This window comes from Sporolactobacillus sp. Y61 (assembly GCF_040529185.1).
Lineage (GTDB): Bacteria > Bacillota > Bacilli > Bacillales > Sporolactobacillaceae > Sporolactobacillus.
On sequence record NZ_CP159510.1, the window covers coordinates 1,627,182 to 1,642,475 of the forward strand.

The following is a 15,294-nucleotide window of genomic DNA, read 5'->3' on the forward strand; positions in this document are numbered from 1 at the left end:
GCTTCACAGGGGAAAATCGGTTGCAATGATTCGGTGACGGGTGTATGTTGTTAGTGGAAACAAGAGTTGCCCTAAAGAAACAAATATTCTTCGGGCAAAGAGGAGGATGATAGCGTGTCTTATCGAGAGGATGAACGATCGATCCTGCAGGCCGTAGACGGTGCCCAGGCTCAGGCGGTGCCACGAACCCGGGGGAGAAAAGATCATTCCAAAACGTTTCAGTCAGTGATTGCGTCGAGACAGGGCTGGAAGCAGGTGTTACCCTTTCTCGGACCGGCATTCATTGCCGCAGTTGCTTATATCGATCCTGGGAACTATGCGACGAACATTCAATCCGGTTCTCAATATGGATATATGCTGCTGTGGGTCTGTGTGGCCTCGAATCTGATGGCGATCCTGATTCAGACGATGTCAGCGAAACTGGGCATAGCCACAGGAAAAAATCTTCCTGAAGTGTCACGTGAACATTATCCGACCTGGGCTTCTGTTCTGTTCTGGATCCAGGGGGAAGTCATGGTTATGGCGACTGACCTGGCAGAATTTATCGGTGCCACATTAGGGTTTAATCTGGTTTTCGGTATTCCAATGGTTCCCTCAGCCATTCTGACAGCGATCTGTGCGCTTGCTATTCTACTCTTTCAGGTGAAAGGGTATCGACCGCTGGAAGTGGTCATTGCGATGATGGTTTTCGTGGTTGTCGGGGCATTTACCTGTGAGATGCTGATGGCGTTTCCGCCCCTTGCCCCTGTTTTCAAAGGGATGGTTGTCCCGCAGTTTCAGGGCACCGACAGTATCATGCTTGCTGCCGGGATTCTGGGAGCAACGGTTATGCCGCATGCGATCTATCTGCACTCCGGCCTGACCAATCGAAGAGTCATTGGTCAGTCACCTGAAGAGAAGAAAAGGATCTTTCATTTTGAACTGGTTGATATTCTGATTGCCATGATCTTGGCCGGCTTTATTAACGCGACCATGCTGATTGTCTCTGCTTCGACCTTCCATACACAGGGAATTGTTATTGATGATCTGACGGTTGCGTTCAATAAGTTTGGCGATCTGCTTGGCCCCTCTGCCGCGCTGCTCTTTGGCATTGGTCTCCTGTCAGCCGGTCTGTCCAGCTCATCGGTTGGCACACTGGCCGGCGATATTATTATGCAGGGATACATCCGAAAAAAAATCCCGATTTTTATCAGACGGATCTGCTCTATGGTTCCGCCGCTGGCGATTGTTATTTCCGGTGCCAATGCGACGTATGCACTTGTGATGAGCCAGGTTGTGCTGTCCTTTGGCATCGCGCTTGCTCTGATTCCATTGATTATTTTCACTGCAAGAAAGGACATCATGGGCAACCTGGTCAACCGCAAGCTGACTTCATCGGTCGCCTGGGTTATTGCCGGAATCATCATTTGCCTGAATATCTTCCTGCTTTACCAGACATTTTTCGGCTGAGATCCGGGACATGCCCGTCGCCGCAGGTGGGATGGGGAGCTTATCCTCTGATGAAACGAACAATTTTACTGATTAAAGAGAGAACCTGAAGGATCAGGTTCTCTCTTTAATATGCCCCGGCCAGGTTCACGTTGCCCTTCAGAGTTCAGCCGGAGATGCGAGACTCCCGCGGGATCATGAGTTCCCGCAGCGAGAGTACCGGGCGAAGAGGCTCACGGACCACCCTTGGAAACCCGCAGCGAAAAACAACAGGCCCTGTGTCTTAGAAGGGGTAACAGGATTCTGAAATAAATAGGATTTCCACTCATGATACCTGTGCTGCTGTTTTTCTCCGCTTTAATGCCCTGATCACCAGGCCATGTGATGGGGAGACGAGCAGGGTAATCAGGAAGAAAACACCGGCAACGACGATCATGGCTCCGGCAATTGATGCATCGAACAGATAAGCGGAGTAGTAGCCCGTTACGGCACTGAGGATGCTGAGGATCATGCTGATGCCGATCATGATACTCAGTTTTTCAGCCAGCAGCCAGGCGGTGGCAGCGGGAATGATCAGCATGCCGACAACTAAAATGGCACCCACACTTTCAAAGGAAGCAACGGTTGTAAGAGAAACCAGACTCATTAATAAATAGTGAAAAAGGAGAGCCGGTATGCCGACGGCTGCCGCCATGGCCGGATCGAAGGCGCATAGCTTGAATTGTTTATAAAACAGGCCAATAACAGTCAGACTGATCAGGAAAACAGAACCCACCGCCCAGACGGCTTTCGGGCCGATGTCGATACCGAAGGCGGTGAGGGTATTCCAGGGCGCATAGGCGATTTCACCGTACAGGACGCAATCCAAATCCAGATCGACCTGGCCGGCACTGACGCTGATCAGGACAATACCAAGCGCGAACAGTGCAGTAAAGACAACACCGATAGAGGCGTCGGACTGTACGCCACTGTGGTGAAACATTTGGATCAATAAGACAGTCAGCAAACCTATGGCAGCGGCCCCCATCATCATCACCAGGGAATCCCGTGACCCACTCATCAGAAAAGCAATCACGATTCCGGGCAGGACGGAGTGGCTGATGGCATCTCCGATCATGGACATTTTACGCAGGACGAGAAAACAGCCGACCAGACTGCAGGAGCAGGCGACCAGTGCTCCGATCAAAATAATCCAGAAATCACTCACAGTGAAGCTCCTTCCCCGTTTCTTTAACCCGTATTTTATTCTTGACCGATGCCCGGAGAAGCGCCCGGGCGACTAATCCGCGTTTTGGCGCGAAGAGCATGGATGTGATAAAAAGAATGGTTGCGGACAGGACAATCAGCGGACCGGTCGGCATATTTTTAACGACGGTGCTGAGCAGGGTTCCCATGACACCGCTCAATACCCCGAACATGCCGGAAATCATGATCATGACGTGCAGTTTTTCCGTCCAGTACCTGGCCGCGACGGCAGGCGTAATCAGGAGAGCAGCCATCAGGACGACGCCGACGGCCTGCAGCCCGACAACGACTGCGATGACAATCAGTAACATGATCAATTGATCAAGAATCACGACAGGCAGGCCGATCCCTTTTGCAAATCCAGGGTCGAAGGAAAGCAGCTTGAATTCCTTGAAGAATAAGGCGCAGACACTGACCAGAATGGCCGAGATGACAATCATCGTGATCACATCATCCTGGATCATAGATGCAGCCTGACCAAACAGGAATTTATCCAGTCCGCTCTGATTGCCTGCATCACTGTGCTGAATCTGCGTCAGAAGCACGATGCCGATACCAAAGAAAAAGGACAGGGTGATCCCCAGCGCTGCATCCTGACTGATACGGGTGTGCCTCGTTATATAGCCGATCAGAAGGGTTGCCAGAATGCCGGCAATCAGTGCTCCGGTCAAAAAGAGAAGTATGGACTTGGATCCGGTGATGATAAAGACTAAACAAACGCCCGGTAAAGCCGCATGAGAAAGGGCATCCCCTATGAGCGACTGTTTGCGCAAATAGGCAAAACAGCCAATGACACCACTGCTTAGTCCGAGCAGTGTGGTGGCCAGCAATATCCACCGCGTATTCGGATCCTGAAGAAAGTTCAGCCAGGACACCGTACCACCTCCAATTTTTAGTTGATCATGAATGAGGACTTCTTATCGGAATCAAACATGACTAATTTTCCGCCATAGGTGTGCTGCAGATTTTCCCGTGTAAAGAGGTCTTCTGTTTTGCCGATACCCATCAGACTGACATTGAGTAAGATCAGCCAGTCAAAATATTGCCTGACCGTATTCAGATCATGATGCACGACGAGTACGGTTTTCCCCTGCTGCCTGAGCTCATGAAGCAGGGTGATGATGGCTTTTTCGGTTCGGGCATCCACACCGGCAAACGGTTCATCCATAAAATACAGCCGGGCATCCTGAGCCAGTGCCCTGGCGAGAAAGATGCGCTGCTGCTGTCCGCCGGAGAGCTGACTGATCTGCCGGTCGGTGAAGTTTTCCATGCCCACATGGCGCAGACAGTTCATCGCCAGCTCCTTTTCTTTTCTTCCGGGGCGGCGGAACCAGCCAAGGTGTCCGTAGCGCCCCATCGTCACAACGTCCAGTGCGTTTGTCGGGAAATCCCAGTCGACGGATTCACGCTGCGGGACATAGCCGATCAGTTTGCGCTGTTCTTTATAAGTTTTTCCGTAAATAGCCACTTCGCCGCTGACTTTCGGCGTTAATCCAAGGATTCCTTTGATCAGGGTGGATTTTCCGGCTCCGTTCGGCCCGACAATCCCGATCAGTTTTCCTTCAGGTATGTCAAAACTCACGTTGCGCAGAACCGGCTGTTTCTGGTAGGCGACAGTCAGATTTTTTACGGTTAAGGGTGCGGTCATCTTAAATTCCTCCTTTGGTCTTGCTTTTCAACTGTTTTTCCGGCAGAGCGGCCTTTGCCTATTTTAGCGCGCGGACAATGGTGTCGACGTTATGGCGAACCATACCCATATAGGTCCCCGCTTCCGTTCCGGGTTCCCCCATCGCATCAGAGAATAATTCTCCGCCGATTTCCATATGGTGGCCTTTTTCTTTTGCCCCGCGGACCACCGCTTCAATGGACCGTTTGGGCACGCTGGACTCGACAAAGACGGCTTTGATCCCTTTATCGACAAGGTAATCCCGAAGTTCACTGATATCCCTTGATCCATATTCAGAAGCGGTGCTCAATCCCTGAAGCCCCCGGACTTCGATCGCATAGGCGTCTCCGAAATAGCCGAACGCATCATGGGCGGTAACCAGTACCCGGCGTTCTTTGGGGATGGTTGCGATCTGCTCACGGGCATACTGATCCAGTTCTTCCAGTTTCGCGATATAGGCTTTCGCGTTTCTCTCATAATCTTCTTTATGATCCGGATCTTCTTCGATTAAGGTCTCGCGGATGGTTTCAGTCGCCGTGATCCAGTGCTGAACATCGAACCAGACGTGCGGGTCATGGGCACCTTCTTCGGTTGTGCGCAAGTCTTTTTCCGGGATATCCCGTGTCACGGCAACAACGGGTTTCCGCTGATCCATTTTTTCAAAGATCTCGGTCATCTTTCCTTCCAGATGCAGCCCGCCGTAAAAAATGATGTCCGCATTTTCCAGCTTCTGAATATCACCCTGAGAGGCTTTGTACAGATGGGGATCGATGCCGGGTCCCATCAGGCCGGTTGCCTTGACATGATCCCCGCCGACCTGCTCAACGATGTCGCGAATCATGCCGACGGTGGTTGTGATCTGTAGTTTTCCGCTTGCAGGAGAACCGGGCCGGCTGGTACAACCGGTAATCACAGATAAAGCAAGCAGGATCATGAACAGCCTGGTAAAAATTCGTCTGGTTTCTGAAAAATCCACGTGTGTCCTCACTCCTTTTTTGGTCGGGAAACAAAGTTAGCTCAAGGAAACAATTTGGCTAAAAAAAATCAGCGGGTCGGTTCATAAAAATCTGTGATCCGGCCGTTCTCTAAATTTGCAGAAGGGAACAGCAAGGCCGGCCAGGCCACTGACGTGAGAAGTAAGACGCCGCACTTGTTTTCCTGTGGCTAACTCTATTTCCCTCAGGAATCTTGCACCTTTATCATACACATGATCCGTTTCATCGGTCAATGAAATTAAAATGACAGACTTCGACACCCGCGCGGGGCAGTCAGGTAGAGGGGATACAAAAAAGGGAGGGTCACCCTCATGGATGCCCCCCCATATAAATAAGTTACAGGTAACTGGCCGGCCGGCCGGTTTTTCTTCATGCGCCCTTTTATTCATTCAGTGTGTTGCTTTCGGACTGGCCGCCCTGGACTGACCTGTGGGGTCGTCTGATGGGTCTGCGTCACTGCCGGCTCCGTCGGTTGCGGTAGGCGTGACGCCCAGCTGATTCTGCAGCTCACTGCTGACTTCCTGCAGATACGACTGGTCAAGTGTGTAATAATAGACCCCGGTACTTGAATCATCCGTCCCCTTCAGCTGCATCGAATCGATGCTGGAAAGGGAACCGGCATATTTGCGCAGACTGAGCAGCTGGCCAAAAGTCAGATTGGTCTGGAAATGGCCGTTCAGTGAATCAATCATGTTGCCGTATTTGGTCACGGAGGAGAGCTGTGTACTTTTTTTGACAATGGCTTCAATCATTTCCATTTGCCGCAGCCCGCGTCCAAAGTCGCCGCCGGATCCCGGTGATTTACGATTTCGGACGACAGACAGGGCCTGTTCTCCGTTCAGCGTCTGCATGCCGGGTTCAAGCACGATGGCATCATTGCCCGTTTTATCTTTACTGTTCTGAGTCACAAGGCGTACCGGTACATCCATTTTTACACCGCCAAGGGCATTAATGATCTTAACAAAAGCCTTAAAATCAACCTGAACGTAATAATCAACCGGAATATCGAATAATTTTTCTACCGTGGCCACCGTATAGTCAACGCCCTGATTATCATTGGCATCACCATACGCATGAGCGTGGGTGATTTTAGAAATGCCATAGTCGCGGGTGCCCGTCGGATCAACAATCTGAACCTTGGAGTCACGCGGAATACTGACCATCTTGACCTTATTCGAGCCGTGATTAAAAGTCGCCAGCACCATGGCGTCGGAACGGGCAGGTTCATTTTCCCGCTTATCAATCCCCAGAAAGAGAATTGAGAAATTGTCCTTTACCGGATCCACCTGTTCTGTTCGCAAATCAGATTTATCGCCACGTGTGAGTTGATTCTGCGCATGATCTGTGACATTTTGCAACTTTTTTGTCAGATAAACGCCATATGTTGCCGCGCACCCTGCGAGAACAACAAAAACTGCTAAAATAATCAACAGTGTTTTTCTGCGCCTGCGTCGTTTGTTGTTTTGCCGATTGATGTGTCTGCTTACTGTCATTTGGATTCAGTTCTCCTTCAGACCTGTAGATGATGCCGCTGTGTTCAAGCAACATAATAAATTATTCGAAGCATTTCCCCGGCAAATGACTTGAAAATAATTACCAGGCGCTGTATATATTAAGAACATTCTACAGAAGTTGTCCCCATTGGGCAATGAAATATGACAAAATTCATCATCTTTTTCAGGGCTCTTCTCCCGGCTCAGGTGCCCTCCGGCTGAGATAAAGTTCCTCTTCCTGCTCAACCTCTGCCTGTGCAGATGTCAGATCCTGTATCCACGTGCGGAACTGTTTACCGGCTTTCTGTTCTGTATAGACGTGGCAGGTCACCCGATCCGTATAATCTACATTTTTTATTTGCCAGGGAGAGTCTCTGAGCCGGTTGTCCAGCATCCCGCTCAGATGGTAATCGACCGTGACTTTCCAGAGGGTGGAGGGGATCTGATCGATTACTTCAGCGGCATGGAGTCCGGCTGCGGCGCTATGCGCATAAGCACGGATCAGCCCGCCGGCCCCCAGTTTGATTCCGCCGAAATAACGTGTGACGATAACGAGCGTATCGGTTACTCCGCGCCGTTTCAGGACGTCAAGGATCGGTACACCGGCTGTCCCGCTCGGTTCACCGTCGTCACTCGCTTTTTGAATCTCCTTCTTTTTCCCTATTATATAGGCGTAACAGTGATGATTTGCCTTCCAGTCTTCTTTTCGTCTGGACTGAATGAAAGCTTCAGCTTCTTCCTCTGTCTGAACAGGGGCGGCGAATGTGAGAAAGCGTGAGCGGCGGATATCAGTTTCTGCACGCCCCTGATGCCTGACTGTCCGGTAAGGGATAAGTACCATCCATGGTTTCCCCCTTAGTTTACTGGTCTTCCATGGTGAAAATTGTAGCAGAAAAAGCATGCAGGTGCCATGACCGGCCGGATAATTTGCTATAATAATAAGAATGGTAAAAAATACACTTGCTATCCCGTCCTGCTTCGGCAAAAATGATAAGTGAAGACCTCAGGCGGGAATTAGTGCTTATGTCCTATGCAGAGATAGGCATTATGTGTCTAGCGTGACCTGATTTGATTCGTTACAGTGAATGTTGGAGGGAAATAATGTCAGCCGGCATGAACAAAAATAAACCGCTTGATATCAGGCGGCTCGACAAGATTATTGATAACATGGTCGAGAACGTCAGCAGCAGCAAAAAGCAGATCTTCGAAATTGGTGAAGAGTCAAGAAAAGAGTTCGACACCGTTACGAAAGAACTCCGCTTTGTGAAAAAAGAACTGGAAGAAGTCATTAAACGAAGCGACCGGCTGGAAATTGAAGCCAGAAAATCACGCGGCAGGCTGGCGGATATCAGTAAGGACTTCAAACGGTACGGGGAAGAAGATATCCGGAAGGCGTATGAACAGGCCAATCATATTCAGAACGGTCTCTCTGTCGTCCGCGAGATGGAAAAACAGCTCAAACTGAGACGAAACGGCCTTGAGCGGCGGATGGTTCAGCTGGAAGCAACCATTAAAAAAGCGGATAAACTGACCGGCCAGGTCACCGTTGTGCTTAACTATCTGACGAGCGATCTGAAGCAGGTCGGCGATGTAGTAGCCAGTGCACGCGAACAGCGGGCTCTGGGCATGAAGATTATTGAAGCGCTCGAGGAAGAACGTAAGCGGCTTTCCCGTGAAATTCATGATGGACCGGCACAGACCCTTGCACAGGTTCTGCTGGGTCTGGAGATCGTTGAGCGTGTCAGCAAGCGGGAAGGCGAAGCGGCCGCCCGTGAGGAACTGAGTAAGTATCGGAGTATGGTGCAGGGCGCACTTGCTGAAGTTCGCCGGATCATTTATGACCTGCGCCCGATGAGCCTGGATGATCTTGGCCTGGTTCCGACCCTGAAGAAATACTTACACAGGCTGAATGGCGATTTTCCTTCTGTCGCTGTTAGTTTTAAGAGTATCGGCGATGAACTCCGTCTTCAGTCACGGATTGAGTCTGCTTTATTCCGACTGACTCAGGAAGCCGTTCAGAATGCCTGCATCCACGCCAAACCGAATCATGTGAAGATCCGGCTGGAATACAGAAAAGACCAGGTCATCATTCTGGTAAAGGACGACGGCATTGGTTTTGATCAGACGAAGAAAAAAGAAGGCAGCTATGGGCTGATCGGCATGCGTGAACGAACGGAACTGCTGAACGGTGAACTGACCATCCATTCAGAACCCAATCACGGTACATCCGTGCTGGTTCATATTCCGATTCAACCGGAAGATAAACTGGGAAAATGACATCATGACAGGAAAAATAAGATCGGATACGCGTTCGTCCCGTACGTCAACAGGCAATTTCCGATTATAAAAGAGAGGTGAACAATCTGCTGCATCAGGGACACATGGAGAGGAAGGGGAGATGAACCGGCGTCGATGATCTTTTTCACATCGCCATGTTCGTGCAGCAGAGTGAGCGTGACTAATATACGTCCGATGACAACGACCATTGCTTTGATCGATGATCACCGCCTTTTTCGGGAAGGTGTGAAACGCATTTTAGATATGGAGCCGGACTTTCAGGTGGTTGCAGAAGGCGACGACGGAAGTGTCGCTGAAAAACTGATTGAAGAAACCGAACCTGATGTGGTCCTGATGGACATCAATATGCCGAAGCTGAACGGTGTTGAAGCGACCCGCCAGCTGATTAAAAATCATCCCGATCTGAAAGTCATCATTCTCTCGATTCATGATGATGAGAGCTATGTGACACATGTGCTGAAATCCGGGGCACTCGGTTATCTGCTTAAAGAAATGGACGCCGATTCGATGATTGAAGCCGTACGCATCGTGGCACAGGGCGGAGCTTACATACATCCTAAAGTGACCCACAATCTGGTCAATGAATTTCGCCGGCTGGCAACCAATGGCTATTACAGCGAGCCCTCGGGTTTCCGTGATATGGAATACCGTCCTCCGCTGCATATTCTGACTCACCGCGAATGCGAAGTGTTGCAGCTGATGGCTGACGGAAAGAGTAACCGGGCGATCGGTGAGCACTTATACATCAGTGAAAAAACGGTGAAAAACCACGTCAGCAATATTCTGCAGAAGTTAAGTGTGGAAGATCGCACGCAGGCCGTTGTGGAAGCGATTAAGCATGGCTGGGTAAAAATCTATTAATCTTTTAAAAGAGAGGATCCCTTTTTGTTACAGGAAGGAGGATCCTTTCTTTTTTTGTCGAATAAATAATCAATCACGATCTGTCTCTTCTGCCATCATCCCTTTGGTGCCCCAAACCCCCTTTATATCCCGCATGAACGGGCAGTAAGATCCCCACTGATTGAAGTTTCACTTTATCCTTGATGTGAAAGAGGGTTTACTCATGATGCACACATCAGATCATTCGTCCATTCATCCCGGACTGCAGCAGTTTCTGTATGGCAGGGAATGCCTCCCGGAAGAGCTTCCCTTTCCTGATGAGGTGATCCGTAAGCAGATACAAGAGGGATGGATCACCCTTCGCCCGGGTATTGAAACAGCTGACGCGCTGCCGTTTCCTTTTTCATTTGTCAAAAAGAATATCTGCCGGCGTTGTGGAAACACAGATCCGGATGCCTTTGGAATGCACTTCTGCGGTCGCTGCGGGCATCTCTGCGTCTATTGCCGCCGCTGCCTGAATATGGGCGTGATTCGTTCGTGTACCCGCCTTTTGACGTGGAACGGACCGGCGCCTGCAGCACAAGTGCCTCATGTGAACAAATCAGGCAGACTGTGCGTCTGGAAGGGAACCCTGTCACCCCGGCAGGCCGCCGCTTCCGGCCAGCTCAGGCGTTCACTTGCTGAAGGCCGGTCATTTCTGATCTGGGCGGTCACCGGATCAGGGAAAACGGAACTGATCTTTCCGGCGGTGGAAGACCGGCTTTTACAGGGGAAACGGATAGCAATTGCCTCACCGAGGACAGACGTCGTAAGGGAGCTTGCACCGCGAATCCGTGCTGCTTTTCCGGAGGTGCCGGTCGGCGTGTTTTACGGTGGAAGCCATGAAAAGTGGTTTCATGCCCCGCTTTTGATCACGACAACCCACCAGCTGCTGCGCTTTTACCACTGTTTTGACTGCGTCTTTATCGATGAAGTAGATGCTTTCCCCTTTCATGCTGATCCGGTCCTTACCTTTGCTGTTCATAAAGCAGCGAAAGAACAGGCCCCGTTTGCCTTCCTGACGGCCACGCCGCCTGCCGGCCTGAAGCGCGCCTTTCTGTCAGGAAAACTGCGCGGGGTCAAAATCGCCGGAAGATATCATGGGCATCCGCTGCCGGTTCCCCGATTTCAGTGGATCGGCAACTGGAAAAAGTCGATGGCCCAAAAGCAGATTCCTGAGCCTTTTTATCGCTGGCTGCGCCAAAAAGCGGCGCCCGAAACCCGTCTCTTTGTCTTTGTTTCGTCCGTTAAGCTGGCCCGGCAGCTTGCCGGACTGTTGCAGAAAAAGGGGATGGAGCGCGTCGCCGGCGTCCATGCGGATGATCCTGAGCGCCATGAAAAAGTGGCTTTTTTCCGGGAAGGAAAACTGCGCATTCTGGTCACAACGACGATTCTTGAACGCGGTGTAACCGTTCCGGGTGTTGAAGTGGCGGTCTTTGGTGCGGATGATCCGGTTTTTGATGAGCGGGCGCTCGTCCAGATTTCTGGACGCGCAGGCAGATCACCGGAGCATCCGGGCGGTGATGTCCTGTTTTTTCATGACGGAAAGACCATCGAGATGATCCGCGCGCGGCGGCATATCGAGCAGATGAATAAGGAGGCGGGATTTTGAACGGCCTGATTTGTCTGTTATGCGGGTCAGAGCGACGGGAACCTCTGACTTTCCGTACACTTCTGTCACCCGAAAATCCACCCGGATTCTGCCGGTCGTGCCGGGACAGGCTGCTGCCGATTCCTGGCGGACACAGCTGCCGGTTCTGCGGAAGAGATCTGCGTCTGGTCCCCGAAGGCATGCCTTCAAAGGATCAGGTCTGCGCCGACTGTCTGCTCTGGCAATCCAGTGAAGAAAGCAGGGCGTTCGGTAAGAATACGGCCCTGTTCAGCTACAATAACCAGATGAAGGACATCATGAAGCGTTTCAAGTTTCGCGGAGATGCCGTACTTGTCGAGGGATTCAGGCAGGAGTTCCGCGCGGCCTATCACCGGATCAGCGGGCGCCGGCGTTTTTTCTCGCTGAAGCGCGCTCCGGATCCGCCGGTTATTGTTCCGATGCCGCTCAGCCCGGAACGATTAAAAGAACGCGGGTATAACCAGGCTGAACTGCTGGCGCGTCTCCTTCCGGGGACCCCGGTTCCGGCACTCAGACGCCCGGGCGGACAGCAGAAGCAGAGCAAGCTGCATCGCCATGATCGGCTGAACCGGGAGAACCCGTTCAAACTGGATCAGAGCCTTGCCGCGAAGCTGACCGGCAGAAGCGTTCTGCTGATTGACGATATTTACACGACAGGCGCCACGCTGCATTTTGCTGCAGAAGCGCTCCGTGAGGCCGGTCCGGTGCAGATTCATGGGCTGACGCTGATTCACGGGTGATCTCTCTTTTTCACTTAACTATTTTTTCAGTGTGCCGATAATGTAATCGGAGTCATTGTCGGCTATAATAAAAACAAGTAGTGAAGGAGGGACAGCAGTGGCTGAACTTGCGAACTGTATCAAGTGCGGGAAACTGTTTGTCCGCACGTCCTCCCCATATTGCCCGGATTGTCGGAAAGAACAGGAAGATAAATTTGACAAAGTCTACGCTTTTATCCGCGAACAGGAGAATCGGATGGCCACTGTCCCGCAGGTTCACGAGGCAACCGGTGTGGAAACGGAACTGATTTATCAGTGGGTGCGTGAAGGGCGTCTGGTCTCCTCCATGTTTCCCAATCTCGGCTATCCCTGTAAAAGCTGTGGGAAAATCATCACGGAAGGGGCGCTTTGTCCGGACTGCCGCCAAAAGCTGGAAGAGGCTGTCCGGCGTGATGAGAAAGAAAAAGCATTCAGGGAGCAGTCGCGGGTTTCGAGGACCTACCACACGAAGCGCAATAGTTAAACAATGGAACCCATTCATCCGATATACAGATTGAAACGATCAGGCAGAAACTTACGGACTGTTTCTCCGGCAGGCGGCGGAAGCAGAGTGACCGTGATCAGCCGCTGCATGTAAAATCTGAAACAGAGGTGAACAGGATGAAGATTGATGGTTACCAGCCGGTCCAGCCTTATGGGAAATACCCGCTGCCCCATCAGGGAAAACAGCCGGGCACCGCTCCGGCTCAGTCCGATAAAGTTGAAATTTCTTCTGAAGCGAAGCGGATGCAGGGCGCTCATCGACTGGAACAGGAGCGCCTGGATAAGGTACAGAACATTAAGGCTCAGATTGACGTCGGTACCTATCATGTCTCTTCGGAAGATATTGCACGAAAAATGTACGCGTGGTGGAACCGGAAATAAGACCGGGTCCGGACGCGGTTAAGAAAGAAGGCTGAAGTGATGCCGGCTGAAATGATGAAGCAAACGATTCTGCAGATCATAAGTGTACAGGAGCACCTGCGTGAAACCGGTCTTGCCAAGCTAGAAGCGATAAAAAAGGGCGACGCCGATGCAGTCGACCGTCTGACCAGGCAGGAAGAGCCGCTTGCCGAAAAACTGCGCGCTCTGGAACAGAAAAGGACGCAGCTTGTCCGGAAAGATACAGGAAAAGCGAATGCTGCATTCAGTGAATGGGAGAAGGCCGCGCTTTCAGAAAAAGAACAGCCGGAGTGGCATGCCCTGTATCTGAAGCTTAGCCGTTCGGTTCTGACGCTGAAACAGCTCAATCAGCTGAATCAGGATCTTTTGCGCCAGTCCCTGCAGTGGGTCAGACTGAATCTGAATCTGCTGATGCCGGGTACCGGGCCTTCAGGTTACGGCCAACCGGGAAACGCTCAGAGCGGATCAGCCGGCAGGTTCAGCGGACGGATTGATTCACGTGCCTGACAGAGACGGAGGTTTAAGCAGATGATTCCTATTTTTTCAAGTCTGAATATGATGCAGCGCGCGCTGCAGGTGACGCAGGAAGCAATCCAGACAACGGGACATAATGTGTCCAATGCCGGAACGGATGGCTATTCGCGCCAGCGCGTCAATCTGAAAAGCTGGCTGCCGTATCCCGCAGCAGGGATCAATGCACCACATGGAGCGGGCCAGACCGGCACCGGGGTCATCGATGATTCTATTGTCAGGATCCGGGATCAGTTTGTGGATCTGCAGGTCCGGGAAAATGCAAACCAGAACGGGTACTGGTCCGCCCTGAGTGACGCGTACAGCCAGATGGAAGACATTGTCAATGAACCCTCAGAAACCGGAATTTCTTCTGTTCTGGATGGTTTCTGGCAGTCGATTCAGGACCTGGCCAGTCACTCGGGTACAGGAGGAACGGGCACAGTCGTTCTGCAAAGAGGCAAAGAAGTGGCGGATACCTTTAATTATATCGCCCGATCGCTTGCGAAGGTGCAAAATAACCTGCAGCAGCAGATCACGGAAAATACGCATCTGATTAACAATTATGCAGATCGGATCAATGCACTGAATAAAGAAATCGGTCTGCAGGAAGCAAACGGTTTTCTGGCTAATGACCTTTATGATGAACGTGATCTACTTACGGATAAGCTTGCCGGACTGGTTCATATTAAAGTGACCCCGGTTCCGAGCGGAGGTCATGCTTCGGCAACTGCCGAGGGCAAATACACGATTGAAATGGTTGATCAGAACGGGGGTTCATTTGACCCGCCCGCACGGCTCGTCGACGGGGAGCAGCTGACTGCCGCAAATCTTGCTTCAGCGATCGACTCTGCCGAGCCATCGGTGACCGTGGCCATGGACGGTCAGGAACTGTCGGGCTTTTCCGGAAAACTTCAGGGACTGATTGAGGCCTATACGAATGATTATCCGGCTGTGCTGCAGAGTCTGGATCGTATGGCAGCGCAGCTGGCCACCTCCTTTAACGATGCTTTTCAGCAGACCGGTGGATCACAGGAATCCGGTATAGACTGGTTTTTTCAGGGGCAGGACGGGACGGTGACTGCTGAAAATCTCCATGTGAACGAGGCCCTTAAGGGGTCAGATATCACATCCAATCTGGCAGATGCCCCTTCCGGTGATCATGCCGGAGCACTGGCCCTGGCCGATGTGATTGCGGCTGACCGGTTTGATTTTGACGGCAACGGGTCAGAGACTACGTTAAAAAATTACCTTCAGGGCCTGATCGGGCAGATTGGTGTCAACGCCCAGTCCGCTCAGCAGTTTAACGGTAACTCAGCGACGATGCGTCAGGCGGCGGAGAACCGCCGGGCATCGATCAGCGGGGTGAACATGGATGAAGAAATGACGAATCTGATTCAGTTTCAGCACACTTATGGTGCGGCAGCCCGGGTGGTCACCACGATTGACACCCTGCTCGATACGCTGATCAATAGAATGGGGGGATAAT

The 15,294-nt window shown here is 51.5% G+C and carries 15 protein-coding genes; 9 read left to right on the forward strand and 6 right to left on the reverse strand.

Annotated features, from left to right (window positions below; all coding sequences use genetic code 11):
- Positions 1–144: 144 nt before the first annotated feature.
- Complete coding sequence (locus ABNN70_RS07705; RefSeq protein ID WP_353949405.1) at positions 145–1,449, forward strand: Nramp family divalent metal transporter; 1,305 nt, start codon at positions 145–147, stop codon at positions 1,447–1,449.
- A gap of 304 nt (positions 1,450–1,753) precedes the next feature.
- On the opposite strand, the gene ABNN70_RS07710 is transcribed toward ABNN70_RS07705, so the two are convergent.
- The 6 genes from ABNN70_RS07710 to ABNN70_RS07735 form a co-directional block, all read right to left on the reverse strand.
- Positions 1,754–2,635: a metal ABC transporter permease gene (locus ABNN70_RS07710; RefSeq protein WP_129928804.1), complete on the reverse strand. Its 882-nt coding sequence runs from the start codon at positions 2,633–2,635 to the stop codon at positions 1,754–1,756.
- Entirely contained in the window at positions 2,628–3,548 is a 921-nt protein-coding gene (locus tag ABNN70_RS07715; RefSeq protein WP_353947442.1) for a metal ABC transporter permease, read from the reverse strand. The genes ABNN70_RS07710 and ABNN70_RS07715 overlap by 8 nt, the downstream gene beginning before the upstream one ends.
- A gap of 17 nt (positions 3,549–3,565) precedes the next feature.
- On the reverse strand, positions 3,566–4,321 hold the full coding sequence (locus ABNN70_RS07720) for a metal ABC transporter ATP-binding protein (RefSeq protein ID WP_353947443.1): 756 nt from the start codon (positions 4,319–4,321) through the stop codon (positions 3,566–3,568).
- A gap of 58 nt (positions 4,322–4,379) precedes the next feature.
- A complete protein-coding gene (locus tag ABNN70_RS07725; protein WP_353949406.1) occupies positions 4,380–5,273 on the reverse strand; it encodes a zinc ABC transporter substrate-binding protein in 894 nt (297 codons plus the stop codon).
- A gap of 450 nt (positions 5,274–5,723) precedes the next feature.
- Positions 5,724–6,827, reverse strand: coding sequence for an LCP family protein (locus ABNN70_RS07730; protein WP_353947444.1), 1,104 nt, complete (start codon positions 6,825–6,827; stop codon positions 5,724–5,726).
- Between the two features lie 184 nt (positions 6,828–7,011).
- Positions 7,012–7,668 carry a YigZ family protein gene (locus ABNN70_RS07735; RefSeq protein WP_353947445.1) on the reverse strand — a complete coding sequence of 219 codons (657 nt, stop codon included), beginning with the start codon at positions 7,666–7,668 and terminating at the stop codon, positions 7,012–7,014.
- 260 nt (positions 7,669–7,928) lie between these two features.
- On the opposite strand from ABNN70_RS07735, the gene ABNN70_RS07740 reads away from it, so the two are divergent.
- The 8 genes from ABNN70_RS07740 to flgK all read left to right on the forward strand — a co-directional run bounded on the left by ABNN70_RS07740 (position 7,929) and on the right by flgK (position 15,293).
- On the forward strand, positions 7,929–9,104 hold the full coding sequence (locus tag ABNN70_RS07740; protein ID WP_353947446.1) for a sensor histidine kinase: 1,176 nt from the start codon (positions 7,929–7,931) through the stop codon (positions 9,102–9,104).
- A 195-nt stretch (positions 9,105–9,299) separates the two neighbouring features.
- Complete coding sequence (locus ABNN70_RS07745; RefSeq protein ID WP_129928850.1) at positions 9,300–9,986, forward strand: response regulator transcription factor; 687 nt, start codon at positions 9,300–9,302, stop codon at positions 9,984–9,986.
- A gap of 202 nt (positions 9,987–10,188) precedes the next feature.
- Entirely contained in the window at positions 10,189–11,616 is a 1,428-nt protein-coding gene (locus ABNN70_RS07750) for a DEAD/DEAH box helicase (RefSeq protein ID WP_353947447.1), read from the forward strand.
- A complete protein-coding gene (locus tag ABNN70_RS07755; protein WP_240697252.1) occupies positions 11,613–12,374 on the forward strand; it encodes a phosphoribosyltransferase family protein in 762 nt (253 codons plus the stop codon). Before ABNN70_RS07750 ends, ABNN70_RS07755 begins: the two co-directional genes overlap by 4 nt.
- Before the next feature lie 97 nt (positions 12,375–12,471).
- On the forward strand, positions 12,472–12,876 hold the full coding sequence (locus tag ABNN70_RS07760; protein WP_353947448.1) for a TIGR03826 family flagellar region protein: 405 nt from the start codon (positions 12,472–12,474) through the stop codon (positions 12,874–12,876).
- Between the two features lie 137 nt (positions 12,877–13,013).
- Positions 13,014–13,277, forward strand: coding sequence for a flagellar biosynthesis anti-sigma factor FlgM (gene flgM, locus ABNN70_RS07765; RefSeq protein WP_353947449.1), 264 nt, complete (start codon positions 13,014–13,016; stop codon positions 13,275–13,277).
- Positions 13,278–13,316: 39 nt separating this feature from the next.
- Positions 13,317–13,802 carry a flagellar protein FlgN gene (locus ABNN70_RS07770; protein ID WP_353947450.1) on the forward strand — a complete coding sequence of 162 codons (486 nt, stop codon included), beginning with the start codon at positions 13,317–13,319 and terminating at the stop codon, positions 13,800–13,802.
- A gap of 21 nt (positions 13,803–13,823) precedes the next feature.
- Positions 13,824–15,293 (forward strand): flagellar hook-associated protein FlgK, encoded by a 1,470-nt coding sequence (flgK, locus tag ABNN70_RS07775; RefSeq protein ID WP_353947451.1) that lies wholly within the window; start codon positions 13,824–13,826, stop codon positions 15,291–15,293.
- Position 15,294: the final 1 nt, after the last annotated feature.